The 23,135-nt window shown below is 59.4% G+C and carries 23 protein-coding genes; 6 read left to right on the top strand and 17 right to left on the bottom strand.

The window, feature by feature from the left end:
• Window positions 1-9: 9 nt before the first annotated feature.
• Window positions 10-2,622, top strand: a complete 2,613-nt coding sequence (locus ACZZ0A_RS24845; RefSeq protein WP_463543847.1) for a hypothetical protein — start codon at window positions 10-12, stop codon at window positions 2,620-2,622.
• 66 nt (window positions 2,623-2,688) lie between these two features.
• Here the strand turns inward: ACZZ0A_RS24845 and ACZZ0A_RS24840 are convergent, their stop codons facing one another.
• The 6 genes from ACZZ0A_RS24840 to exbB all read right to left on the bottom strand — a co-directional run bounded on the left by ACZZ0A_RS24840 (window position 2,689) and on the right by exbB (window position 9,498).
• Window positions 2,689-4,089, bottom strand: coding sequence for an aminoacyl-tRNA deacylase and HDOD domain-containing protein (locus tag ACZZ0A_RS24840; RefSeq protein ID WP_007920329.1), 1,401 nt, complete (start codon window positions 4,087-4,089; stop codon window positions 2,689-2,691).
• A gap of 79 nt (window positions 4,090-4,168) precedes the next feature.
• Complete coding sequence (gene recG, locus ACZZ0A_RS24835; protein ID WP_463543846.1) at window positions 4,169-6,244, bottom strand: ATP-dependent DNA helicase RecG; 2,076 nt, start codon at window positions 6,242-6,244, stop codon at window positions 4,169-4,171.
• 9 nt (window positions 6,245-6,253) lie between these two features.
• Window positions 6,254-7,183, bottom strand: coding sequence for a hydrogen peroxide-inducible genes activator (locus ACZZ0A_RS24830; protein ID WP_007920331.1), 930 nt, complete (start codon window positions 7,181-7,183; stop codon window positions 6,254-6,256).
• Window positions 7,184-7,366: 183 nt separating this feature from the next.
• Window positions 7,367-8,113 carry an energy transducer TonB family protein gene (locus tag ACZZ0A_RS24825; RefSeq protein WP_007920332.1) on the bottom strand — a complete coding sequence of 249 codons (747 nt, stop codon included), beginning with the start codon at window positions 8,111-8,113 and terminating at the stop codon, window positions 7,367-7,369.
• Window positions 8,110-8,538 carry a TonB system transport protein ExbD gene (gene exbD / locus ACZZ0A_RS24820; protein WP_007920333.1) on the bottom strand — a complete coding sequence of 143 codons (429 nt, stop codon included), beginning with the start codon at window positions 8,536-8,538 and terminating at the stop codon, window positions 8,110-8,112. The genes ACZZ0A_RS24825 and exbD overlap by 4 nt, the downstream gene beginning before the upstream one ends.
• Before the next feature lie 6 nt (window positions 8,539-8,544).
• A complete protein-coding gene (gene exbB / locus ACZZ0A_RS24815; protein ID WP_007920335.1) occupies window positions 8,545-9,498 on the bottom strand; it encodes a tonB-system energizer ExbB in 954 nt (317 codons plus the stop codon).
• 188 nt (window positions 9,499-9,686) lie between these two features.
• Here exbB and ACZZ0A_RS24810 point away from each other — a divergent pair, with 188 nt between their 5' ends.
• Window positions 9,687-10,544 (top strand): SDR family oxidoreductase, encoded by an 858-nt coding sequence (locus ACZZ0A_RS24810; protein ID WP_007920336.1) that lies wholly within the window; start codon window positions 9,687-9,689, stop codon window positions 10,542-10,544.
• A gap of 140 nt (window positions 10,545-10,684) precedes the next feature.
• Here the strand turns inward: ACZZ0A_RS24810 and ACZZ0A_RS24805 are convergent, their stop codons facing one another.
• The 6 genes from ACZZ0A_RS24805 to ACZZ0A_RS24780 form a co-directional block, all read right to left on the bottom strand.
• Window positions 10,685-11,425: a putative periplasmic lipoprotein gene (locus tag ACZZ0A_RS24805; protein WP_007920337.1), complete on the bottom strand. Its 741-nt coding sequence runs from the start codon at window positions 11,423-11,425 to the stop codon at window positions 10,685-10,687.
• A gap of 67 nt (window positions 11,426-11,492) precedes the next feature.
• Window positions 11,493-11,873 (bottom strand): RidA family protein, encoded by a 381-nt coding sequence (locus ACZZ0A_RS24800; protein WP_157710627.1) that lies wholly within the window; start codon window positions 11,871-11,873, stop codon window positions 11,493-11,495.
• A gap of 24 nt (window positions 11,874-11,897) precedes the next feature.
• Entirely contained in the window at window positions 11,898-14,003 is a 2,106-nt protein-coding gene (spoT, locus tag ACZZ0A_RS24795) for a bifunctional GTP diphosphokinase/guanosine-3',5'-bis pyrophosphate 3'-pyrophosphohydrolase (protein ID WP_007920338.1), read from the bottom strand.
• A gap of 57 nt (window positions 14,004-14,060) precedes the next feature.
• Window positions 14,061-14,324, bottom strand: coding sequence for a DNA-directed RNA polymerase subunit omega (gene rpoZ, locus ACZZ0A_RS24790; RefSeq protein ID WP_007894670.1), 264 nt, complete (start codon window positions 14,322-14,324; stop codon window positions 14,061-14,063).
• Between the two features lie 167 nt (window positions 14,325-14,491).
• Window positions 14,492-15,112, bottom strand: a complete 621-nt coding sequence (gene gmk / locus ACZZ0A_RS24785; RefSeq protein ID WP_007920339.1) for a guanylate kinase — start codon at window positions 15,110-15,112, stop codon at window positions 14,492-14,494.
• Between the two features lie 12 nt (window positions 15,113-15,124).
• Complete coding sequence (locus ACZZ0A_RS24780) at window positions 15,125-15,988, bottom strand: YicC/YloC family endoribonuclease (protein ID WP_007920340.1); 864 nt, start codon at window positions 15,986-15,988, stop codon at window positions 15,125-15,127.
• A gap of 268 nt (window positions 15,989-16,256) precedes the next feature.
• On the opposite strand from ACZZ0A_RS24780, the gene rph reads away from it, so the two are divergent.
• From rph to gltS, 3 genes are all read left to right on the top strand, one after another.
• A complete protein-coding gene (gene rph / locus ACZZ0A_RS24775) occupies window positions 16,257-16,979 on the top strand; it encodes a ribonuclease PH (RefSeq protein WP_016985814.1) in 723 nt (240 codons plus the stop codon).
• Window positions 16,980-17,007: 28 nt separating this feature from the next.
• Window positions 17,008-17,376, top strand: a complete 369-nt coding sequence (locus tag ACZZ0A_RS24770; protein WP_007920344.1) for a DUF4870 domain-containing protein — start codon at window positions 17,008-17,010, stop codon at window positions 17,374-17,376.
• 356 nt (window positions 17,377-17,732) lie between these two features.
• Window positions 17,733-18,941, top strand: coding sequence for a sodium/glutamate symporter (gene gltS / locus ACZZ0A_RS24765; RefSeq protein WP_007920346.1), 1,209 nt, complete (start codon window positions 17,733-17,735; stop codon window positions 18,939-18,941).
• Between the two features lie 80 nt (window positions 18,942-19,021).
• On the opposite strand, the gene ACZZ0A_RS24760 is transcribed toward gltS, so the two are convergent.
• A complete protein-coding gene (locus tag ACZZ0A_RS24760) occupies window positions 19,022-19,801 on the bottom strand; it encodes an exodeoxyribonuclease III (RefSeq protein ID WP_007920349.1) in 780 nt (259 codons plus the stop codon).
• Window positions 19,802-19,883: 82 nt separating this feature from the next.
• On the opposite strand from ACZZ0A_RS24760, the gene pyrE reads away from it, so the two are divergent.
• Window positions 19,884-20,528 carry an orotate phosphoribosyltransferase gene (gene pyrE / locus ACZZ0A_RS24755; RefSeq protein ID WP_007920351.1) on the top strand — a complete coding sequence of 215 codons (645 nt, stop codon included), beginning with the start codon at window positions 19,884-19,886 and terminating at the stop codon, window positions 20,526-20,528.
• Between the two features lie 276 nt (window positions 20,529-20,804).
• Here pyrE and ACZZ0A_RS24750 read toward each other — a convergent pair whose 3' ends face one another.
• The 4 genes from ACZZ0A_RS24750 to argB form a co-directional block, all read right to left on the bottom strand.
• Window positions 20,805-21,188 carry a hypothetical protein gene (locus ACZZ0A_RS24750; protein ID WP_463543845.1) on the bottom strand — a complete coding sequence of 128 codons (384 nt, stop codon included), beginning with the start codon at window positions 21,186-21,188 and terminating at the stop codon, window positions 20,805-20,807.
• On the bottom strand, window positions 21,175-21,747 hold the full coding sequence (locus ACZZ0A_RS24745; RefSeq protein WP_463543844.1) for a hypothetical protein: 573 nt from the start codon (window positions 21,745-21,747) through the stop codon (window positions 21,175-21,177). The genes ACZZ0A_RS24750 and ACZZ0A_RS24745 overlap by 14 nt, the downstream gene beginning before the upstream one ends.
• An 18-nt stretch (window positions 21,748-21,765) precedes the next feature.
• Complete coding sequence (locus tag ACZZ0A_RS24740; RefSeq protein WP_007920357.1) at window positions 21,766-22,017, bottom strand: hypothetical protein; 252 nt, start codon at window positions 22,015-22,017, stop codon at window positions 21,766-21,768.
• Window positions 22,018-22,223: 206 nt separating this feature from the next.
• Window positions 22,224-23,129: an acetylglutamate kinase gene (gene argB / locus ACZZ0A_RS24735; protein ID WP_003229488.1), complete on the bottom strand. Its 906-nt coding sequence runs from the start codon at window positions 23,127-23,129 to the stop codon at window positions 22,224-22,226.
• Between the last annotated feature and the right edge of the window lie 6 nt (window positions 23,130-23,135).

Genomic DNA, 23,135 nt, shown 5'->3' with positions numbered 1-23,135 from the left:
AACAAGCTCATGACGCAGACACACAGTATTTCGACCCCTAGGTCACTCGATCCGACATTTGCTCGCAATGGCGTGTTGACGTTACCGATACCCGGCATCGCGGGCGACGAAGCGGCGGCGGTCTTGGCGCTCCCCGATTCAAAATTTCTCGTGGCGATACCCTTAACGGGAGCGAATGCCCCGGTTGCCATTGCGAGGCTGAATGACGACGGTTCGCTGGACGAGACCTTCGGTCCGGCGCGCAGAGGTTTCGTTGAAATAGCGCTGGAAGGGGCTCGGATCAGCTATGTCTCCGGTCTCGATGCGCTCGAGGATGATGGTTGGCTGATACGCCTTCAGTATTTCTCGACTACCTCCGATGACGTTGGTCTCGCACTGGTCCGCCTGAAAAAGACCGGTGAACTGAACGAAACGTTCGGCACCAACGGCGTGCGGTTCATCTCCCATTATGGCAACCCCGACCCCGCTAGCGTGCCGCGCAAGACCAGTCGCCCGACCGGCAGATCTTCTCAGATTGCGCACGCTTCATTACGGTCAACGGCCCTGAAGGTGGGCGGCAAAATCGTCCTGCTCCATTTCGTGTTTTTTGCTGATGCGCCATTGCCAGTGGGGGTTGTGATACGTCTGCAAACGGATGGCTCCCTCGATCGATCATTCAACGGTTCGGGCTATGTGGTTGTGAATGTCGCCACATCGAATAACGTCTCCGGTATCGCCGTTCAAGCCGATGGCAAGGTGCTGGTCTGCGGTGCATACCAGGACGAATCGGGAGGCCGTGGAGTTTTTCTGGCGCGTCTGGACACAAATGGCGCACTGGACAGTCAGTTCAACGGCGGCGTGGCCGTGTTGATTCCCGACGACGAAGGCGAGAGTTTTATGCAATCGATTTCGGTACGTGAAGGCGATGGCAGGATTATCGTCGCGGGCCGAGCCTTGCGTAGTGGCCTTGAAGGTGGGTTGATCGCTGCGTTCACGACCAGCGGCGCGGCAAACCTTGTGTTCAATGGCGGCAAGCCGCTGTTTTCGCCGTTACTGAAAGGGTTGGCGTGGACGCATGCCTCGCAGGTGGGTGGTTCGATCGTTGTTGTCGGTCACGGTGAATCAGCCATGGTGACGGCGCGTTTTCTTGCTAATGGAAAACCGGATACGGCTTTCAACGGTACGGGGCATGCGCTGTTTGAAGACAGCGCAGGGGCAGCCTTTGCGCGAGGTGTGGCCGTCATGGGGGACAGCCGGATCGTGGTGTGCATCGAACTATCCGTCCATTCTGATCTTCCCAAAGTCCCAGGGCGTTTCGTGCGCTATCTGGCGGGCACGTCACTTTTGAATAACGATCCGACTTTTGGCGACGCCGGCATCCTCAGATTTCCATTCCCGGGATTCTCGGGATATGACGTCAGGGCGCTGCTGGCGCTGCCGCAAAACAAATTGCTGGTCGCCGTTCGCCTTTCAACGCCCGGTGCGCCTACGCGGATCGTTCGCCTGCTTGAAAACGGTGCTCTCGACTCGGCTTTCGGTGGAGAAGACTCCGGCTATGTCGAGATCAGGCTGAAAGAAATTTTTTACATGAGCCGGATCCTCGGGTTTACACCGCTGAGCGATGGCGGTTGGCTGGTTGGTGCTCAGTACTCGGAAGAGGGCGCGACTAACTCGACGGGCCTGGTGCTGGTCAGGCAGCGCGAGGACGGGCAACTGCAAACGTCTTTCGGGGAACAAGGTGTGCTTTATCTTCCCTACGATAAGATGGGAGGAGGCGCATATACCGAGGTGGTGCACGAGTCTGCCAGCGATGCCGCAAGGGCTGGCGCAGCAGGGATGGCTGCTCAGCAACTGGACGAAAAAATCGTCGTAGTCAGTACCATTGCAGATGCTGCCGGAAGGGCAAAAGGTATCGTTCTGAGGTTCGAGCCGGATGGCTCACCCGATAAGACCTTCAACGGCACTGGCATTGCGTTCATAGAGCTTGCAGAGATTTCGCCTTCGGACATCGTTGCGCAAGCGGTCGCGACCCAGGCTGACGGCGCCGTGGTGATCTGCGGTAATTATTTCGCGGTGAGTAAGCCTGGCGCCTACGTGACTCGTTTCGATGCCACGGGCAAGGTTGACACGGGATTTGGAAGCAAAGGAGCGGTGTATGTGCCCCACGATGAATGGATCAGTCTGGACGTTGCGGCAGTAGTCGATGACAAAATCGTTGTGGCCGGCGGTGCGGCGGTGGAGGGCGTTTCTCATGGCTTGATTGCGGTGCTCAATCTCAGCGGCTCCTACAATCGGGTGTTCAATGGTGGTCAACCGCTAATATCTTCGCCTGTCTCTCAAGGCGTCAGATGGTTGCATTGCGTGCCGCGTGCGGACGGTTCAGTCATCGTTTGCGGTAGCAGTGGCACTGGCGCGCTTGATGAGAGTCTCAGCGCGGTCACCGCACGCTTTCTGGCCGATGGTTCTCCGGATCCTTCTTTCTTTGGTACGGGATTTACCGTTTTCAATGAAAGCGCGGGTTTCGAATATCCACACGGCATGGCCGTAATGGATGATGGCCGCATCGTGGTGGGCGGAGTGTATTTCACCGACTTCGGGTACGAAAAAGGCTGGGTGATCCGTTACCTTAACAAGTCGGATTAAGCCGGGGCGTTGGGTACATCGCGGGCAAGCGTCGCTCCAACTGGAGGTCGCTTGCCCGTTTTGCTTTCAGCCCTGACTGAACTGCGAAGCCAGTTCGCGCAGCAGGACTTCGGCCTCAAGCACTTTGCTGACGACGTCGTTGGCTTTGTCGCGAGTCAACCCCACGCGCTCCAGCAACGCATCCGGTATGTCTTCATCCGGCCCGGAGCCAATCCCGCGACTACGCAGCAGGCGCACGGCCAAACACACGAGGTTCGGGTATTCGGCGTAGGCGCCGTCGTAGCTTGGGTCGTGCTGGAAGCGCAGAGCGGTGGCCAGTTCGTCCGGCATGTCCCAGTAGCGCATCAGCCACGAGCCGATCTGTTCGCGGCTGATACCGAGCAGGTGTTGCTCGATGTAGCTGTGGCACAGGTGCGGGTTGACCTCCAGGTGGCGGCAGATCAGCGAGAAGTGCGGCGGGAACACGTGGGCCAGCAACAGGTAACCGAAGTTGTGCAGCAGACCGGCCAGATACGTCAGGCCAGCTTCCGGACGCTGGGCGCGCGGCATGGCGCGGGTCAGGCCTTCGATGACGGCGGCGGTGTAGATCGACTGCTGCCAGTACGGCGTGGTGTGTTGCGGGTGGTCTTTGGGCAGGCTCAGGGTCTTGCCGAGGGCCAGGCCCAGCGCGAGGTTGATCACCAGATCGAAACCGAGCACGCGGACGATGGCGTCTTCCACCGAACGAATCTTGCCTGGCGAGGCGTAGTACGGCGACGCTGCCCAGCTCACCACTTGCGCGGCCAGCGCCGGGTCGGTTTCAACCACGCCGGTGATGTCATCGATGGTGGCGTTGGGGTCAACACGCAACTTGATGATTTTTTGCGCGGTTTCGGCCAGCGGCGGAATCTCGATGGTCGCTTCCAGACGCTGCTGGATGCGCCGTGCGGTGAACGCTTGCACGGCCTGGGTGATTTCCTCGCGGTCATCGTCCGGGCGATCAAGGTTCGGGCGGATGCTGCTCAGGGCTTCGCCGAAATTGGCGGCGCTGGCCTTGGTCAGCATGGTTTTGAAGTCTTCGCTGGCGATTTCCAGCAGCAGACCCGGCTCGCCGGAGTTGATCAGCAACTTCGGTTCACGCAGCAGGCTTTCTTCGTAGAGGCACGGCGAGCTGGTCAGCGCTGGCAGGCCCGGCAGCAGGCTCAGGCTGTGTTTGCCGAGCATCTTTTCCAGGCGCTCGGTGGACACGGCGGTCAGGCGCCGGCCCGTGAGTTCGGCGAGGCGATTGAGATCCAGCAGCTGGCTCTGTGGAAACAGCACCATCAACGCGCCGACGGCGTCGTCGAGCAACACGGCTTGTACCTTGCGCGAGGCATTGAGGCCGTGGTGATCGAGCACTTCTTCGTAGGCAACGCCCAGCTTGTTGAGCAGCAGCCGAATAACAGACGGAGCGTGCGGAGATTCGGGGGCGAGAGCAGCTTCGGTCATGGTCTGTATCCGTTTTTGAAACAATGGCAGGAGTATAACCAGCTCTGTCGGAACGATCCTTCAGAAACTGCGACGGTGCTCACACTTGGCCGTATTGCTGCCCATGGCGCAGCCAGCGGTCGAGCAATGGGCTGACGTGGGTCGGCCAGCGTTCCAGCAGCGCTTGCGCGGCGTCGCGGACGGCAGGCAGCAGGTCGGCGTCGCGCATCAGGTCGGCGACCTTGAATTGCAGCAGGCCGGTCTGGCGAGTGCCGAGCATTTCCCCGGGGCCGCGCAGTTCGAGGTCTTTTTCGGCGATGACGAAGCCGTCGTTGGTCTCGCGCATGATGCCCAGGCGCTGGCGACCGATCTGCGACAGCGGCGGATGGTAGAGCAGCACGCAATGGCTGGCGGCGCTGCCCCGGCCAACGCGGCCGCGCAATTGGTGCAGTTGTGCGAGGCCAAGACGCTCGGGGTTTTCGATGATCATCAGACTGGCGTTGGGCACGTCGACGCCGACTTCGATCACCGTGGTCGCGACCAGCAGTTGCAGGTTGCCAGCCTTGAATTCGGCCATGACGGCGGCCTTCTCGACGGGTTTCATACGCCCGTGAATCAGCCCGACTTTCAGCTCGCCGAGGGCCAGAGTGAGGTCTTCAAACGTGGTTTCGGCGGCCTGACAGGTCAGCTCTTCCGATTCTTCAATCAGCGTGCACACCCAATAGGCCTGACGGCCCTCGGCGCAGGCGCTGCGCACCCGTTCGATGACTTCGACGCGGCGCGTATCGGTGACCAGCACGGTGTTGACCGGGGTTCGACCCGGCGGCAGTTCGTCGAGGATCGAAGTGTCGAGGTCGGCGTAGGCACTCATCGCCAATGTCCGTGGAATCGGTGTGGCGGTCATGATCAGTTGATGCGGGCACATGCGCCCGCCGACGCCTTTCTGCCGCAACGCCAGACGCTGCTGCACGCCAAAGCGGTGCTGTTCGTCGATGATCACCAGGGCCAGATTCTTGAACTGCACTTCGTCCTGGAACAGCGCGTGGGTGCCGACCACCATCGGCGCGCCGCTGGCGATCTGTTCCAGCGCGGCGACGCGGTTCTTGCCCTTGAGCTTGCCGGCCAGCCACGCGACTTCGATGCCCAGCGGTTCGAGCCAGCGCTTGAAGGTGATGAAATGCTGTTCGGCGAGAATCTCGGTCGGCGCCATCAGTGCGACTTGGTAACCGGCCTCCAGCGCCTGTAATGCAGCGAGAGCCGCGACCACGGTTTTACCCGCGCCGACGTCCCCCTGAATCAGTCGCAGCATCGGTTCGTGCTGGCTGAGGTCGTAGGCGATTTCGTTGCCGACACGCTGTTGTGCGCCGGTCGGGTTGAAGCCGAGGTTGGCCAGATACTTCGGCGGCAGTTTTTTCGCTTTCGGCATCGCTGGCGCGCGCAGCGAACGCATGCTTTCGCGCAGACGCTGTTGCGACAGTTGATGGGTCAGCAGTTCTTCGAAGGCCAGACGATGCTGGGCCCAGTGATGACCGAGGGCGAGTTCGTCGACGTCGGCATCGGCGGGCGGGTTGTGCAGGTAGCGGATCGCATCGGCCAGCGGCGCGAGTTGATAGTCGCGGGCCAGTTCGGTGGGCAGCCAGTCGGGCAGGGTGTCTGGCTTAAGCATTGTCAGCGTCTGCAGACACAACTGGCGCAGACGCGCTTGGGTCAGGCCTTCGGTGAGCGGGTAGACCGGGGTCAGGGTTTCATCCACGGGCGGCGGTTCGTCGCCGGTAATGGCGCGGTATTCCGGGTGGTAGATTTCCAGTCCTGACGCACCGGGCCGGGCTTCGCCGTAGCAGCGAACGCGGGTGCCGCGCTTGAGGCCTTCTTTCTGCGCGTTGCTGAAATGGTAGAAGCGCAGACTGAGGCCGCCGGTGCCGTCCTGCAAACGCACAACGAGGCTGCGCCGGCGGCCCATGACCACGTCGGCGCCGCTGACGGTGCCTTCGACCACGGCGTCTTGCCCCGGCCGCAGCGCGCCGATCGGCACCACGCGGGTGCGATCCTGATAACGCAGCGGCAGGTGAAACAGCACGTCTTGCAGATTCTCCAGGCCGACCTTGGCCAATTTCTCGGCCATGGCTTCGCCGACACCCTTGAGTGCCGTCACCGACACTTGCGACAGCTCCGTCATGACGCTCGCTTAACCGGCTGTAACCGGTGCCGCTGGCTTGGCCACCGAACACAGGCGAATGGAGTCGGCGAGGATCTCGATGGCTTTCGGCCGTGGGAAGCTCGCGCGCCAGGCAATGGCCACGGTGCGGAACGGCACCGGCGGCGACAGCGGACGCACTTCGATCACGCCGGGGGCGTAGTGATGGCTGTCGACCGCCGACAACGGCAGGATCGAGATGCCCAGACCGGAGGCGACCATGTGCCGAATGGTTTCCAGCGAGCTGGATTCGACCGTAGTGTGCTTGGCGCCGTCGTTGCCCTTGGTCAGGGTCGGGCAGGCTTCCAGCACTTGATCGCGGAAGCAGTGGCCTTCACCGAGCAGCAGCAGGCTCTTGTCGTTGAGCAGGCCGGCGTCGATGGTTTCTTTCTGTGTCCACGGGTGCTGGGCCGGCATCAAGACGTAGAACGGCTCGTCGTAGAGCGGTAGGGTCAGCACGTCGGCTTCGTTGAACGGCAGGGCGATGATGATCGCGTCGAGCTCGCCGTTGCGCAGTTTGTCGCGCAGCACGTGGGTGAAGTTTTCTTCGATGTACAACGGCATCTGCGGGGCGACCCGGTGCAGTTGCGGAATCAGGTGCGGGAACAGGTATGGGCCGACGGTGTAGATCGCGCCGACTTTCAGCGGCGCGGTCAGCTGGTTCTTGCCGGCCTGGGCCAGTTCGCGGATGCCTTGCGCCTGCTCAAGGACTTTCTGCGCCTGGGCGACGATGCCTTCGCCGACCGGGGTCAGGCGCACGGCGCTTTTGCTGCGCTCGAAAATCAGCACACCGAGTTCGTCTTCAAGTTTCTTCACGCCCACCGACAGGGTCGGCTGGCTGACGTGGCAACGTTCGGCGGCGTGGCCGAAATGCTGCTCTTGGGCGAGGGTAACGATGTAGCGTAATTCTGTGAGGGTCATAGCAAGCGTCCATGAAGATGCGGGCCAAGCATACCGGCTGCAATCGATAGACGCACGTTATCAGACTGAGCGCTCAATGCGACTACGGCATAAAGCAAAAGATCGCAGCCTTCGGCAGCTCCTACATTGGAATGCATTTCCCTGTAGGAGCTGCCGAAGGCTGCGATCTTTTGATCTTGCTACTTAACGGCGGCGTTCGAGGGAGTAAACAAACGGCGCAACAATTTCGATCGAGCCGTTGTTGAGCATGTCGGCCGGTGGCTTGGGCAGCGGCTGCGCACGACGGATCATTTCCAGGGTAGCCCGGTCCAGATCGGCGTTGCCCGAGCGGCCCACCAGTTCGAACGACAGCACATTACCTTCGGCATCGACCACGAAGCGCAGACGGTTCAAGCCTTCCTTGCCCCGCGCCTGTGCACTTTGCGGGTACTTCTTGTACTTGGCCAAATGCGCAAGCAGAGTGCCTTGCCAACTGGCCTTGGCTGCCAACTGTGCCGGCGACGGGCCGGGCGCCGGTGCAGCGGATTTCTCCGTCGGTGCCGGGGTCGGCGGTGTATCGGCCGGCTTCTCCTCGGAAGGTTTTTCCTTCGGTGGATCAGGCAGCTTCTTCTCGACCGGCTTCGGCGGTTTGGGCTTGGGCTTCGGCTTGGGTTTCTGCACCGCGATTTCCGCTTTCGGTGCTTCGGCCAGCTTCGGAATCGGCAACTCTTCAACCGGAGCCGGTGGCTGCGGCGGTGTGACGACTTTCGGCGGAGCAGGCGGTGGCGGGGCCGGAACCGGCGCCAGCTCGACCATCATTGCCTGCGGCGGCAATTCGATGGGCGGGCGGGCGGTCCAGTTCAGCGCCAGCGCGATGGCCAGCGCATGAACGCCCAGCACCACGGCCAGGCTACCGCTGTAACGCGTCAGCTTATGGCGCGTCGTGATCATTTCTTGGCTGCCGTCTCAAGTCCGACCAGACCGACCTTCAGGTAACCGGCGGAGCGCAGTTTGTCCATCACGCTCATCAGGTCGCCGTAATCCACGCCTTTATCGGCCTGGAAGAAGATGGTGGTGTCTTTCTTGCCCTGGGTCTTGGCGTCGAGAACGGCGCCAAGGGTTTCGGCTTTGACTTCATCGTCGCCGATGTACAGGCGCTGGTCAGCCTTGACGCTGAGGAACACCGGTTTCTCTGGCCGCGGTGCCGGTTTGGCGGTCGAGGCAGGCAGGTCGACTTTGATGTCCACGGTGGCCAATGGAGCGGCCACCATGAAGATGATCAACAGCACCAGCATCACGTCGATGAACGGCGTGACGTTGATTTCGTGGTTCTCGGCCAGATCGTCGTCTGCGCCTTCTTTCAAATGCAGGCCCATGGCCGATTACCCCACTTTGACCATGTGCGGCTGCGAGCTGCGCTCAGGCTGGTGATCAAGGTCACGGCTGACCAGCAGCAGCACTTCTGCCGAGGCGTCGGAGACCTGCGCCTTGTAACCGGCGATGGAGCGGGCGAAGACGTTGTAGATCACCACGGCTGGAATCGCGGCAACCAGACCCAGTGCGGTGGCCAGCAGTGCTTCAGCAATACCGGGCGCGACAACAGCAAGGTTGGTGGTCTGGGTTTTGGCGATGCCGATGAAGGAGTTCATGATGCCCCATACGGTACCGAACAGGCCCACGAACGGCGCGGTGGAACCGATAGTGGCGAGAACGCCGGTGCCGCTGCTCATGTTGCGACCGCAGGCGGCAACCAGGCGCTCGAGACGGAAGCTGACGCGTTCCTTGATGCCTTCTTTCTCGCGGCTGTTGACCGACAGGCGCATTTCTTCGAGCGCGTCGTGCACCAGCAGGTTGGCGAGGGTGCCTTCCTTGCCGGCGGTGGCGCTGGCTTCTTTGAGGGTGGTGGCTTTCTTCAGGGCGGCAATTTCGCCACGCAGACGACGCTTGGCGCCCATCAGCTCGAAGCCTTTGGCGATCCAGATGGTCCAGGTGATGATGGAAGCGATGGCCAGACCGATCATGACGATTTTCACGATGATGTCGGCGTTCTGGTACATGCCCCACGGCGACAGGTCGTGGGCCATGCCCAGGCTGTTGTCGGCTTCGAGAACTTCAGGAACGTCGGCAGCGTCAACCGTTTGCACCGGATCGGTAGCGGCCGGGGCAGCCGGAGCGGCGGCTGGTGCGCTTTGCTCGGTGGCGGCTGGCGTTGCAGGTGCCTGGGCGTCGGCGAAAGCGGCGGTCGGTGCCAGCATCAGGCTGAGCAGCAGCGCTGCCACCGCGCTCCAGGCGCGAGGTCGATTGGTTGGCGAAGCGGAGGTTTGATTACGTGTCATGCTGGCCGGACCTGAGATAGAAAAACGGTGATGCTCTACCAGGCCTCGTAAGGCCGAGAACAAAAGTGGCGTGCATTATTGCAAGTAATTCTTGTTAACAAAAGTAATAGAGTATCTTTTTTTCCTGCATTGCTAGCCGTTCGTCCTTTGCCAGCGCTAGTCTGTGCCTTTGCGATAGGAGTTTTTTGATGTCCGCGCCTTCTGTTTTGATTGCCGGTTGTGGTGATGTCGGCAGTCGTCTGGCCAAGCAATTGCTGGCGGCTGGCTGGGAAGTTCATGGCCTGCGCCGGGATGTTTCGAAGCTGCCTGCTGGGGTGATCGGCGTTGCCGGCGACCTGTTCAACGAAGACTGCCCGGCCACCTGGCCGGTGGGGGCAGTGGACTATCTGGTGTATTGCGCCGCGGCTACTGATCACGATGAGGCCGGTTATCGTGCGGCTTATGTGCAGGGTTTGCAGAATGTGCTGAGCTGGCTGGATGACTATGGTCAGGTGCCTGAGCAACTGATCTTCGTGTCCAGTAGCAGTGTTTATGGCCAGCAGGAGGGTGAGTGGGTTGACGAAGCATCCGAGACGATCGCTGCCGGTTATTCCGGGCGGCTGATGCTCGAAGCGGAGCAGGTTGCGCTGAACAGTGGCATTCCTGCGAGCATCCTGCGCCTGACCGGGATCTATGGCCCGGGTCGGGAATGGCTGCTGACTCAGGTGCGTCGCGGTTATCGCGTAGCCGTCGAGCCGCCGCTGTATGGCAATCGCATTCACGCCGATGACGCGGCGGGACTGTTGGCGTTTCTGCTGGAAAAGTCACGGCAGGGCGTGCAATTGGAGAAGATCTACATCGGTGTCGACGATGCACCGGCACCTTTAGCTGAGGTCGTGGGCTGGTTGCGCGAGTATCTGGGCGTTACCGAATGGGCCGACGACGCCAGCGTTCGCCGTACCGGCAGCAAACGCTGCAGCAATGCGCGGGTGAAGGCGCTGGGCTGGACGCCTGAGTACCCAAGCTATCGCGAAGGTTACGCTGCGATCCTCGAAGGTAAATGCTGACTTCCTGACACCCCAAAAACAAATGTAGGAGTGAGCCTGCTCGCGATAGCGGTCTAACATTCAACACTTATGCTGACTGTTACACCGCTATCGCGAGCAGGCTCACTCCTACAGGGGATCTCAGCGGATTGTGGTCCGGGTTACTGCTTCTCCAGCAACCACTTGCGCTCGCCCGGCGTGTATTGCGGCATTTCGTCTGCCAGTGCCGTGTTCACAGCCTGGAATATTTCCAGTTCCTTGCCCTTGCGCGCAAAGATGTAGGCATTGCCCTGACCGTTGAGCTGCAACCACATGTTGTCGTTGGTGCTGCTCATCGACGCGCAGTCACCCGCCAGACACAGGGCATAACGATCAGCCCCCGGCAGCCCGGAGACCTGGCCATCAGCCTGGAACTGCACAGTGCCGCCTTCGCCCTGACCGCTGGCGATTGTCCAGTTGCCGCCCATGTAGGCGGAATACAGTGCGCGTTCGAAACTGGCACCGATCGGTGCACCTTCCGGCACCGGAATCTGTGCACGGTCGAAAACCTGCTCCGGTTCGTTATCGCTGGCGGCTTGCTGCAGCTGCCCGCCGTCGCGTTTCAGCTCACTGGCGGAGCTGCCATAGAAGTCGACTTTCCAGGCGCCGGATTTTTCACCCAGCAGCCGTCCTTCGACGTTCTCAAAACCGTTGGTGTAGCGGGCCTGACCGGCCTTGGTGTTGACGTCCCACTCAAGGTTCGGGCCGTAAGCCTGAAGCGCTTCGCGCAGGGGGCCGCCCTTGGCTGCAGCATCAATCGCCACCTGGTTGATCCAGGTGCCGCTGATATCACGGTCGGCAGGGTTGCTGGCGCAGCCGCCGAGGAAAATGGCGAGCAGCGGGAGAGCTAGCGCTTTGCGCATGGTGGAATCCTTTCAAAACCTTTTCTTGCAGCAGTCGGCGCGGCGGTTGAAGGCCGCGCCGTGCGCATCACTCGATGACCAGAATGGCATCCATTTCAACCTGCGAACCCTTTGGCAGGGCGGCAACGCCAATGGCGGCGCGGGCCGGGTATGGCTGGTCGAAGTACTTGCCCATGATCTCGTTGACCTTGGCGAAGTGACTCAGGTCGGTGAGGAAGATGTTCAGTTTGACGATGTCCTTGAACGAACCGCCGGCCGCTTCGGCCACGGCTTTGAGGTTCTCGAACACCTGGACGGTCTGGGCTTCGAAGCCTTCAACCAGTTCCATGGTTTTTGGGTCCAGCGGAATCTGACCCGACATGTAAACGGTGTTGCCGGCCTTGATCGCCTGGGAGTAAGTGCCGATGGCGGCCGGGGCGTTGTCGCTGGTGATAACGGTCTTGGTCATGTATGACTCCTTGTAATGGTTGAGTTATGCACGCATGCGGGTGATGCGGATCACCCCGGTCAAGGCGCGCAGCTTCTTGATCACGCGGGCCAGGTGCACACGGTCGTGGACGCTGACCACCAACTGGACAACGCTGATGCGACCATCGCGTTCGTCCATGCTGATTTTCTCGATATTGCCGTCGGCCGCGTTGACGCTGCTGGCCAGCAGGGCGATCAGGCCGCGCTGGTGTTCCAGCTCGACGCGCAGTTCGACGTTGAATTCGCCGGTGACATCCTTGGCCCACGAGAGCTGGATGCATTTTTCCGGGTTGTGCCTGATTTCGCTGATGTTGCGGCAGTTGTCCAGGTGCACGACCATGCCTTTGCCCGCCGACAGGTGCCCGACAATCGGGTCGCCCGGGATCGGCGTGCAGCATTTGGCGTAGCTCAGCACCAAGCCTTCGGTGCCGCGAATCGCCAGCGGGCCTTCCGGGCTTGGCAACTGTTCGCCTTCGCCGAGCAGGCGGCGGGCGACCACATAGGCCATGCGGTTGCCCAGGCCAATGTCTTCAAGCAAATCTTCGATCAGTTCGAGGCGGTACTCGGTGAGCATGGCTTTGACGCGTTCGGCCGGGATCTTCTCCAGCGAACTGTCGAAACCGTTAAGCACCTTGTTCAGCAGGCGTTCGCCGAGGCTGATGGACTCGGAGCGACGTTGCAGTTTCAACGCATGGCGGATGTGCGTGCGGGCCTTGCCGGTGACGACGAAATTGAGCCACGCCGGATTCGGCCGGGCGCCGGGGGCGCTGACGATCTCGACCGTGGAGCCGCTTTGCAGCGGTTCGGACAGCGGTGCGAGACGACGGTTGATCCGGCAGGCAATGCAGCTGTTGCCGACGTCGGTGTGGACCGCGTAGGCAAAGTCGACCGCCGTGGAGCCTTTGGGCAGCTCCATGATCCGGCCTTTGGGCGTGAACACGTAGACCTCGTCCGGGAACAGGTCGATCTTCACGCTTTCGATGAATTCCAGCGAGTTGCCGGCACGTTGCTGCATTTCCAGCACGCCTTTGACCCACTGGCGGGCGCGGGCGTGAGTGCCTTTCGGCTGCTCGTCGCCACTGGATTTGTACAGCCAATGCGCGGCGATGCCGTTGTTGGCCATCTCTTCCATTTCACGGGTACGGATCTGGATCTCGATCGGTACACCGTGCATGCCGAACAGCGTGGTGTGCAGCGACTGATAGCCGTTGGCCTTGGGGATCGCGATGTAATCCTTGAAGCGCCCCGGCAACGGCTTGTACAAATTATGTACAGCGCCGAGTACGCGGTAGCAGGTATCAACCTTGTCGACGATGATCCGGAACGCGTAGACGTCCATGATCTCGTTGAAGGCCCGACGCTTGCCGCGCATTTTCTTGTAGATGCCGTAGAGGTGTTTCTGGCGACCGCTGACTTCGCCCTGGATACCGTCGATGGCGAGGCAATGGCCAAGGGATTCTTCGATCTTGTTGACGATTTCCTTGCGGTTGCCCCGGGCGCGTTTGACCGCCTGGTAGATCCGCGCGGAACGCATCGGGTGCATGGCCTTGAAACCAAGGTCTTCGAATTCGATGCGGATCGCGTGCATGCCCAGCCGGTTGGCGATGGGCGCGTAGATTTCGAGGGTTTCCTTGGCGATCCGGCGGCGTTTTTCGCCGGACAGCACTTCCAACGTGCGCATGTTATGCAGGCGGTCGGCGAGCTTGACCAGGATCACGCGAATGTCGCGTGCCATGGCCATGGCCATTTTCTGGAAGTTTTCGGCTTGGGCTTCGGCCTTGGTCTCGAAATTCATCTGAGTCAGTTTGCTGACCCCGTCGACCAGTTCGGCCACGGTTTCACCGAACTGCGCTTGCAGCGCTTCTTTGGCAATACCGGTGTCTTCGATCACGTCATGCAGCATCGCGGCCATCAGGCTCTGATGGTCCATGTGCATGTCGGCAAGAATATTCGCCACGGCAAGAGGATGCGTGACGTACGCCTCGCCGCTGCGACGGCGTTGGCCGTCATGGGCTTGTTCGGCGTAGAAATACGCTCGGCGGACCAGGTTGACCTGGTCGTTGCCGAGGTAGGTCGATAAGCGATCGGCGAGGGCGTCTATGCTCGGCATGATAATTCCTGCCGTAGGCTGTGACCCCGCGCCGTGCTACGTCGACCAGGCATAGGCTTAGACGGCCTCGTTGGACTCGTCCTCGAACGCTGCAAACAGCGGTTCGTCTTCGACGATCTCAGCGTTGGCGATGAACTCGTAGCTCATCAGGCCTTCAGCGATTTCACGCAGGGCAACAACGGTAGGCTTGTCGTTTTCCCACTGAACCAGTGGCTCTTTGCCGCCGGTGGCCAGTTGACGGGCACGTTTGGTAGAGAGCATGACCAGCTCAAAACGGTTTTCCACGTGGTTCAGGCAGTCTTCAACGGTTACGCGGGCCATGGTATTCCTCGGAGCGAATGCAATATGCGCGCTGCCCGGTTGGGCGAGCGGACTCAACAGTTTAAAAAATCACCAGCGATTAGGGAAGCGCTGATTTTTTGACCAAGCCCTTCAACGCGCTGCAAGCACCAATGTAAAGCGCTTGCAGGCGTTTTGGGAAGTGCTGATTAACCGAGCAATTCGGCAAGCAATTTGCCGAAACGCACCTGCTGGCGTTTCTGTTGGAGTTGATTGGCGCGGAAAATCGCCTTCAGATCGTCCAGTGCGTGAGCAAAATCGTCGTTGATGATCAGGTAGTCGTACTCGACATAGTGACTCATCTCGTTGACCGCTTCGCGCATCCGGCCGTCAATGATCTCGTCGCTGTCCTGACCACGATTGGTCAGGCGCTGGTGCAGGGCTTGAAGCGACGGCGGCAAGATAAAGATCGAGCGTGCTTGCGGCATCAGCTTGCGCACTTGCTCGGCGCCTTGCCAGTCGATTTCCAGAATCAGGTCGTGACCTTCGTCCAGGGTCTGCTGCAGGCGGCTTTGCGAGGTGCCGTAGAAGTTGCCGAAGACTTCGGCGCGTTCGAGGAAGTCTCCATGCTCGCCCATCTTCACAAACTCTTCGCGGGTCACGAAGTGGTAGTTCACACCGTCCACTTCACCCGGACGCATGGCGCGGGTGGTGTGCGAAACCGAAACGCGAATTTCCGGTATGGCGTCGGTCAAAGCCTTGACCAGGCTGCTTTTGCCCGCGCCCGATGGCGCGGAAATGATGTACAGGGTGCCGGTGCTGTGGGTCATGTCGGGGTTGCCTTACTCAATATTCTGCACTTGTTCACGCATCTGCTCGATCAACACCTTGAGGTTGACGGCGGCCTGGGTGCTGCGCGGGTCGAAGGCCTTGGAGCCCAATGTGTTGGCTTCGCGGTTGAGTTCCTGCATCAGGAAATCAAGGCGGCGTCCGGCCGCACCGCCGGACTTCAGTACCCGGCGCACTTCGATGATATGGGTGCTCAGGCGATCCAGTTCTTCGGCCACATCGCTCTTTTGCGCGAGCATGACCATTTCCTGTTCGAGGCGCTGCGGATCAAGCTCGGCCTTCATGTCGGTGAAGCGGTCGAGGACTTTCTGGCGTTGGGTGGCGAGCATCTGCGGTACCAGTTCGCGCAGGGTCACGACGTCTTCTTCGATAGAGGTCAGGCGCTCGTTGATCAAGCGTGCCAGCTCGGCGCCTTCGCGCTCGCGGCCGGCCTTCAACTCTTTCAGGCCTTGATTGAACAGGGCCAGCGCGTCGGCGTTCAATGCCTGCGGGTCAGTCGCATCGCCCACCAGTACGCCGGGCCAGGCGAGCACTTCCAGCGGATTGAGTGCGGCGGGATTGTTGATCAGGCCGGCAATGGTTTCGGCCGCAGCGACCAGCTGCGCGGCGCGCTCGCGATCGATTTGCAGGGTTTTGCCGGTACTTTCTTCGGTGAAACGCAGGGTGCATTCGAGTTTGCCCCGCGACAGGCCCTGGCGCAGCGCTTCACGCACCGCGCCTTCGAGGTCGCGAAACGTCTCCGGCAAACGCAGGTGGGGTTCCAGATAGCGGCTGTTGACCGAGCGCAGTTCCCAGCTCAGGGTGCCCTGGGCGCCGGCTTTTTCGACGCGGGCGAAGGCGGTCATGCTGTGCACCATGGCGGTGACCTCGCAATGCAGATCGGCGCAGCAGATGTTCCGCAGGCTCGATATCAATGAATTTAAGCCGACTGGCAGCAAAGGCGCAGGATTGTAGCGCAGTGCGGCGAATGCGCCCAAACACACGGTGTGACAAAGGGCTGCAGCCCGTCGGTAATGGGTGTTTCAGGGCCTTCGATCGTCGCCCGGATTTTTTAACGAGTGCCCAGGCGCGGTGCAGCGCTCTATAATGCTCGGCAGTTTTCCGTCCCCAGTACAGGTATTCCCTATGAAACGTCCAAGTGGTCGCGCTGCCGATCAGCTCCGCTCGATCCGCATTACCCGCAACTACACCAAACACGCCGAGGGATCTGTACTGGTCGAATTCGGTGATACCAAAGTCATCTGCACCGTCAGCGTCGAAAACGGCGTGCCGCGCTTCCTCAAAGGTCAGGGCCAGGGTTGGTTGACTGCCGAGTACGGCATGCTGCCGCGCGCCACTGGCGAGCGTAACCAGCGTGAAGCGAGCCGTGGCAAGCAGGGCGGCCGCACTCTGGAAATCCAGCGTCTGATCGGTCGTTCCCTGCGCGCTGCGCTGGACATGTCCAAGCTGGGCGACGTGACCCTGTACGTCGACTGCGACGTGATCCAGGCTGACGGTGGCACGCGCACCGCTTCCATCACTGGCGCCATGGTTGCCCTGGTTGATGCGCTGAAAGTGATCAAGAAGCGCGGCGGCCTGAAGGGCGGCGATCCGCTCAAGCAAATGATCGGTGCGGTATCGGTCGGCATGTATCAGGGCGAGGCCGTGCTGGATCTGGACTATCTTGAAGATTCCGCCGCCGAGACTGACCTCAACGTGGTGATGACCAGCACCGGTGGTTTCATCGAAGTGCAGGGCACTGCCGAAGGCGCGCCGTTCCAGCCTGAAGATCTCAATGCCATGCTGGAACTGGCCAAGCAAGGCATGAACGAAATCTTCGAACTGCAAAAGGCTGCACTGGCCGACTGAGCAGATTGATAACTGCAAGGAGGACGCGATGAGTGACGAGCAAGAGCTGCTGCCCAAGCCGAGCCAGGAGGTTCGCCAGTGGGCGATGTTTTGTCACTTGTCCGCCTTGTTGGGGATCTGGATACCGTTCGGCAATTTGATCGGGCCGTTGATCCTGTGGCAAATGAAGCGCGAGACAGACCCGTTCATTGATGCTCAAGGCAAGGAGGCGCTGAATTTTCAGATCACCGTCGCCATTGCTTCATTGATCTGCTTCTTGCTGATGGTGCTGATCATCGGGTTCTTCCTGTTGGGGATACTGGCGATTGGCGCACTGGTTTTGACGATCATCGCCGGTGTGAAAGCCAATGAAGGTTTTCCTTACCGATATCCGTTTACCTGGCGGCTGATCAAATAAGAAGCTCGCAAACTTCTAGTACCAATGCCCTGACCCGTCAGGGCATTTTTATTTATGCAACATAATTAATCGCTATTGTATGTAGGAATAATCTGGTTGCGATGACGGGTCCTATTGTTTGCGCATATACACTTTTAGTCACAACTGCATCGGCTTAGTTAGGATTCATGTCCTTGGAATCAAGTCCGACGATTGTTAAAGTTGCTCGGCTAATATTTCTTCTGAAATATTAAGATATGTTCAAGCCAACGAAGGCTCTTGAATTTCCGAGTAATCAGTGTTGAGACAATCAGCCTGTTCAGGGGCGGACGAAGGTAAAAAATTCGCCTCTGAATAAATAGCCAAGAATAATCCCAATGATTCAGCTCGATTTTTACGGAACGCTTGTGGCCGCTTCCTTAGTACTTCTACTGGGGCGCGGGCTCGTTATGCGTGTTGGCTTCATGCGCAGTTACAATATTCCTGAACCTGTCGCAGGTGGCTTGGTAGTTGCCTTGGTTTTGTTATTGCTGCGAACGTTCGATATTGAAATTCGTTTTGATACTTCCCTGCAAACACCTTTAATGCTGGCCTTTTTTGCCACTATCGGTCTGAGCGCCGATTTCGCCAGCCTGAAGAAGGGCGGGCGCATCGTGGGGATCTTCCTGCTGGCCGTTACCGGGCTGTTGGTGGTGCAGAACGCGATGGGAATCGGGCTGGCAAAAATGCTCGGGCTCGACCCGTTGATGGGGTTGCTGACCGGCTCGATCACCCTGGCGGGCGGTCACGGTACCGGTGCTGCGTGGGGCACGGTTTTCAGTGAGAAGTATGGTCTGGCCTCTGCCTCCGAACTGGCGATGGCCTCTGCGACGTTTGGTCTGGTACTGGGTGGTTTGATTGGTGGGCCGGTCGCGCGTTTGCTCATCAAGCGTGTGGAAGTGCCCGGTTGCAATCAACAGGAAGCACCACGATTGCCAAAGGGTTTTGAGCAGCCGAACAAAGAGCGCTCGATCACGCCATTTTCGTTTGTCGAAACCCTGGCTCTGATTGCCGTGAGCTTGCTGGCGGGCAATCTGTTGAATGGCCTGTTGCACGGGACTGCGTTCGAGTTACCGACGTTTGTTTGTGTGCTGTTTGTCGGCGTGGTGCTGCGCAACGGTCTTTCAGCATTGGGCTTGTATCAGGTGTTTGAGCGTGAAGTCTCGGTACTGGGCAATGTCAGCCTGTCGTTGTTTCTGGCGATCGCCCTGATGTCGCTCAAGCTGTGGGATCTGGCCGCGCTTGCGCTGCCGATCTTCATCATTCTGGCGATGCAGGCCATGGTCATGGCGCTGTTCGCGATTTTCGTGACATTCCGGGTGATGGGCCGCAACTATGATGCTGCCGTGCTGGCGGCGGGGCATTGCGGTTTTGGCCTGGGCGCCACGCCGACCGCCATTGCCAACATGCAGGCCGTGACGCAGCGCTACGGCCCCTCGCAGATCGCGTTTCTGGTGGTGCCGATGGTCGGAGCGTTCTTCATCGACATTATCAATGTCATCGTGATCAAGTTGTATTTGGCCTTACCGTTCTTCGCGGCAGTCTGAATTCGATCCTGTCTGGAAGTGACGCATAAAAAATGCCCGTATCTTGCGATATGGGCATTTTTTGTACTGCGAAACGACGCTTAGATGGTCAGCGTCCAGTCGTAGTCGACGATCAGCGGCGCATGCTGCGAGAACCGCGGTTGACGTGGCAGGCGTGCGCTGCGCACGAAACGCCGCAGGCCCGGGGTCAGAATCTGGTAGTCGAAGCGCCAGCCCAGATTGAGCATCTCGGCCTGTTCGTTGTCCGGCCACCAGCTGTACTGGTCGCCTTCACGGCTGACTTCGCGCAGGGCATCGACATAGCCCATGTTGCCGACAATCTCGTCCATCCAGGCGCGTTCTGGCGCCAGGAAGCCCGGGGATTGCTGGCTGTCGCGCCAGTTCTTGATGTCGAGCTTCTGCTGCGCCACGTACAGCGAGCCACAATAAATGTACTCGCGACGTTTGCGTCGCTGTTTGTCCAGGTACTTGCCGAAGTCGTCCATGAGCTTGAACTTCTGGTTCAAGTCCTCATCGCCGTTCATCCCCGAAGGGAGCAGCAAGGTGGCAATACTGACTTTGTCGAAATCTGCTTGCAGGTAGCGCCCGTAGCGGTCGGCCGTCTCAAAACCGAGACCGCTGATGACAGCCTTCGGTTGCAACCGCGAGTACAAAGCCACGCCACCTTGGGCAGGGACTTCAGCATCGCAGGCATAAAGGAAGTAGCCATCCAGTTGGAAGGCTGGGTCATCCAGTTCAAAGGCGGAGGCACGGGTGTCCTGCAGGCAGATGACGTCGGCATTCTGTGCTTGCAGCCAACTGAGCAAACCACGCTCGACTGCAGCCTGAATACCATTGACGTTCACACTGATGATCCGCATAAATGGCCCCAAAAATCGCGTGCGTGTATGATACACGGCGTCAAGCTAATTAGCTAAATCCGTGGTATTTGGGGTTTTTTTCATGCAAGCGTATCAGCGCGATTTCATTCGTTTTGCCATCGATCGCGGCGTTTTGCGCTTCGGTGAGTTCACCCTGAAGTCCGGGCGCACCAGTCCTTACTTCTTCAACGCCGGCCTGTTCAACTCGGGTTCGGCCCTGGCCCAGCTGGGGCGTTTCTACGCTGCAGCCATTGCCGAAAGCGGCATTCCTTTCGACGTCCTGTTCGGCCCGGCCTACAAAGGCATCCCGTTGGCGGCGACCACTGCCGTCGCGCTGGCCGAGCATCACGGCCGTGACCTGCCATGGTGCTTCAACCGCAAGGAAGCCAAGGCTCACGGCGAAGGCGGCAGTCTGGTCGGCGCGCCGTTGACCGGTGACGTGCTGATCATCGATGACGTGATTACCGCCGGTACGGCAATCCGCGAAGTGATGCAGATCATCGCTTCCCAGGAGGGTGCCAAGGCCGCTGGCGTGCTGATCGCCTTGAACCGTCAGGAGCGTGGCAACGGTGAGTTGTCGGCGATTCAGGAAGTCGAGCGCGACTTCGGCATCCCGGTGATCAGCATTGTTTCGCTGAATCAGGTGCTGGAGTTCCTCGCCGATGATCCGCAGCTCAAGCAACACCTGCCAGCTGTGGAAGCGTACCGCGCCCAATTCGGCGTCTGATGATGAGAGGCCCTGTGAGAACAGGGCTTTATTAGCTGCTGCCGAAAACATTCAGTCGCGTAGGTGTATTGCGCGCAGTAGCGCATCAACCTGACCAAAAGCATCTTGCTGCCACTGTTCCGGTGTTCGGTCTTCCAGGATTTGGCTGTCTTCTACGAATCGTCTTACTGACACGGGTCCGTAACCACCAACGACATCAAATTTGTCGATATTTCACTAAAATATAGTATTTCAGCGTTTGTTGAAAAAGCCTGAAACAGTGAAGCCGCCGCTGTTTCAGCGGAGGCTCCTCCATTTAAGAGCGATTTTTGCCGCAATCAGCCCGCTGAACAGTGCCAAAACCAGAAGTACCCACACGACCATCACGTAAAGGGTACTGCTCACGTCGAAGTTCCAAAGATCCAGTGTGCTGGTACTCAAGATGCGAATGGCCGAGGGTAGGTTGACGTAAAACAGCCCCACAAACGCGCATGTCAACGGCAGCGCCCGCGAATAAAACGCCTTCCCTACTTTCTCTCGACTTCGCCTTCGGCTCTGTGGGCCAGACTGGTATTCATCCAGCGCCAACGCTTCACTGAGCGCCGGCCACGCCAGATTGAACATGAACGTGGTCAGGGTCAGCAGCAAGCCACTGACCGCGACGATGTCACTGAACGGCATTGAGCCCCAACGTCGCGCAGAGCAAGGCGTGAGAATCCTCGCTGATCTCGAACTGCCCGGCGCTGCCCTTGCGCTTGGTAATGGGTTTGAAGGTCGGCTCGTTCTGGGTGATCAGCATGTTCAGCTCATCGCGTATCACGTCCGAACTGATCACCACCAGAAACACGGTTTGCGCGTGCTCTGCGGTCTCGATCACGGCACGCATGCTGTGCTGGAGGATGTCATCGAGCTGATTGCGAAAGCGCGATACCGTGTTCTTCAGCAAGGTTTTGCTTTGGCTTTGGGTCAGCTGAAAGATCGTCGAGATCTGCGATTCCGTCGGCAGCGTTTGTCCGAAGTAGCTTTGAATCAGGTAGAGCAGGCGATCCTGTTTGGCCTCGTCGGCCCGGCTGGGCATGCCGCCCTCGACCAGCATTTTCAGGTATTCGGTCAGGCTGGCCTTGGCGATACGCTGCAGGGCGTGGGCGATTTCCGCGTCGCCAATGCGCAAGGTCTTTTTGACCGGTTCCTTTTGTTCCAGCTCGAAAGCGTCGGTGTCGATCGTGAACGAGATCTGCATGGCTCAGGCGCTCCGGAGTTATTTTTTGTCCGATGGCGTGATGACCTCGGCGCTTTTGATGTTGGCAGGCTGTTCTGGATAAGGGTCTTTGATCGCATCACCTTGCCCGGTGAGGATTTTCCAGCCATTCAACGCGTGCGCCGTTTTGCGAAACTGTGGGCACGGTGGCATAGAGGTTTTGGCTTGATTGGAATACTGATGGCCGCAATCAACGCACTCGTAAGTGCCTGGGGAAACATCGCTGCCGTAAGGGACGTAGTCTTTTTGCATGAGTCAATCTCCGGTGGATGAAGGGAAGATCCTAGGGAGATTTGTTCGGAGGGAATGTCGGACGTTTCGCTGAGTTGTATCGGATGTTTCTTGCGCGCATAAAAAAGATCGCAGACTTCGTCAGCTCCTACAGAGACTTCGTACAAAACGACGTTTCTGTAGGAGCTGACGAATGCTGCGATCTTTTGCTGTTCAGCGATTACCGATCAAGGACGCTTGCGATTGCTGATCAGCGTACCCACACCGGTGTCGGTGAAGATTTCCAGCAGGATCGCGTTCGGCACGCGCCCGTCAATGATCAGCGAGCTGCCAACGCCGCCCTGAACCGCTTCCAGCGCGCAACGGATCTTCGGCAGCATGCCGCCGTAGATGGTGCCATCGGCAATCAGATCGTCGACCTGCTGAGTGCTCAGGCCGGTCAACACGGTGCCCGACTTGTCCATCAGGCCGGCGATGTTGGTGAGCAGCATCAGCTTCTCGGCTTTCAGAGCCTCGGCGACTTTACCGGCGACCAGGTCAGCGTTGATGTTGTACGACTCGCCATTCTCACCCACGCCAATTGGCGCAATCACCGGAATGAAGTTGCCTTTGACCAGCAGGTTCAGCAGTTCGGTGTTGATCCCGACCACTTCACCTACCTGACCGATGTCGATGATTTCCGGCTGGGTCATCTCCGGTGTCTGGCGGGTCACGGTGAGCTTCTTCGCGCGAATCAGCCCGGCGTCTTTACCGGTCAGGCCGATGGCGCTGCCGCCGTGACGGTTGATCAGGTTGACGATGCTTTTGTTGACCTGCCCGCCCAAGACCATTTCAACCACGTCCATGGTCGCGGCGTCGGTGACGCGCATGCCGTCGACGAAGTGGCTTTCGATCGACAGGCGCTTGAGCAGATCACCGATCTGCGGGCCGCCACCGTGCACGACCACCGGGTTGATGCCCACGGCTTTCATCAAGACGATGTCGCGGGCGAAGCCGGTTTTCAGCTCCTCGCTTTCCATCGCGTTGCCGCCGTATTTGATCACCAGAGTCTTGCCGACATAGCGTCGGATGTAAGGCAACGCTTCGGACAGGACCTGGGCGGTATGGGCGGCGGCTTCGCGTTCGAGGGTCATTCAGGG

The organism is Pseudomonas sp. AC242, assembly GCF_979258655.1.
This window is presented reverse-complemented; position numbering and strand designations above follow the sequence as displayed.

What these genes read in the sequence shown, in the direction of transcription:
- rpoZ (WP_007894670.1), bottom strand. Translation starts at nt 14,324, where the DNA reads ATGGCCCGCGTAACCGTTGAAGACTGCCTGAACCACGTGGAAAACCGT.
- ACZZ0A_RS24780 (WP_007920340.1), bottom strand. Translation starts at nt 15,988, where the DNA reads ATGGTGCACAGCATGACCGCCTTCGCCCGCGTCGAAAAAGCCGGCGCC.
- ACZZ0A_RS24750 (WP_463543845.1), bottom strand. Translation starts at nt 21,188, where the DNA reads ATGCCGTTCAGTGACATCGTCGCGGTCAGTGGCTTGCTGCTGACCCTG.
- ACZZ0A_RS24810 (WP_007920336.1), top strand. Translation starts at nt 9,687, where the DNA reads ATGTCCGCGCCTTCTGTTTTGATTGCCGGTTGTGGTGATGTCGGCAGT.
- ACZZ0A_RS24740 (WP_007920357.1), bottom strand. Translation starts at nt 22,017, where the DNA reads ATGCAAAAAGACTACGTCCCTTACGGCAGCGATGTTTCCCCAGGCACT.
- ACZZ0A_RS24745 (WP_463543844.1), bottom strand. Translation starts at nt 21,747, where the DNA reads ATGCAGATCTCGTTCACGATCGACACCGACGCTTTCGAGCTGGAACAA.
- ACZZ0A_RS24760 (WP_007920349.1), bottom strand. Translation starts at nt 19,801, where the DNA reads ATGCGGATCATCAGTGTGAACGTCAATGGTATTCAGGCTGCAGTCGAG.
- ACZZ0A_RS24770 (WP_007920344.1), top strand. Translation starts at nt 17,008, where the DNA reads ATGAGTGACGAGCAAGAGCTGCTGCCCAAGCCGAGCCAGGAGGTTCGC.
- ACZZ0A_RS24825 (WP_007920332.1), bottom strand. Translation starts at nt 8,113, where the DNA reads ATGATCACGACGCGCCATAAGCTGACGCGTTACAGCGGTAGCCTGGCC.
- argB (WP_003229488.1), bottom strand. Translation starts at nt 23,129, where the DNA reads ATGACCCTCGAACGCGAAGCCGCCGCCCATACCGCCCAGGTCCTGTCC.
- spoT (WP_007920338.1), bottom strand. Translation starts at nt 14,003, where the DNA reads ATGCCGAGCATAGACGCCCTCGCCGATCGCTTATCGACCTACCTCGGC.
- exbD (WP_007920333.1), bottom strand. Translation starts at nt 8,538, where the DNA reads ATGGGCCTGCATTTGAAAGAAGGCGCAGACGACGATCTGGCCGAGAAC.
- ACZZ0A_RS24800 (WP_157710627.1), bottom strand. Translation starts at nt 11,873, where the DNA reads ATGACCAAGACCGTTATCACCAGCGACAACGCCCCGGCCGCCATCGGC.
- gltS (WP_007920346.1), top strand. Translation starts at nt 17,733, where the DNA reads ATGATTCAGCTCGATTTTTACGGAACGCTTGTGGCCGCTTCCTTAGTA.
- ACZZ0A_RS24830 (WP_007920331.1), bottom strand. Translation starts at nt 7,183, where the DNA reads ATGACCCTCACAGAATTACGCTACATCGTTACCCTCGCCCAAGAGCAG.
- ACZZ0A_RS24805 (WP_007920337.1), bottom strand. Translation starts at nt 11,425, where the DNA reads ATGCGCAAAGCGCTAGCTCTCCCGCTGCTCGCCATTTTCCTCGGCGGC.
- exbB (WP_007920335.1), bottom strand. Translation starts at nt 9,498, where the DNA reads ATGACACGTAATCAAACCTCCGCTTCGCCAACCAATCGACCTCGCGCC.
- gmk (WP_007920339.1), bottom strand. Translation starts at nt 15,112, where the DNA reads ATGACCCACAGCACCGGCACCCTGTACATCATTTCCGCGCCATCGGGC.
- recG (WP_463543846.1), bottom strand. Translation starts at nt 6,244, where the DNA reads ATGACGGAGCTGTCGCAAGTGTCGGTGACGGCACTCAAGGGTGTCGGC.
- rph (WP_016985814.1), top strand. Translation starts at nt 16,257, where the DNA reads ATGAAACGTCCAAGTGGTCGCGCTGCCGATCAGCTCCGCTCGATCCGC.
- ACZZ0A_RS24840 (WP_007920329.1), bottom strand. Translation starts at nt 4,089, where the DNA reads ATGACCGAAGCTGCTCTCGCCCCCGAATCTCCGCACGCTCCGTCTGTT.
- ACZZ0A_RS24845 (WP_463543847.1), top strand. Translation starts at nt 10, where the DNA reads ATGACGCAGACACACAGTATTTCGACCCCTAGGTCACTCGATCCGACA.
- pyrE (WP_007920351.1), top strand. Translation starts at nt 19,884, where the DNA reads ATGCAAGCGTATCAGCGCGATTTCATTCGTTTTGCCATCGATCGCGGC.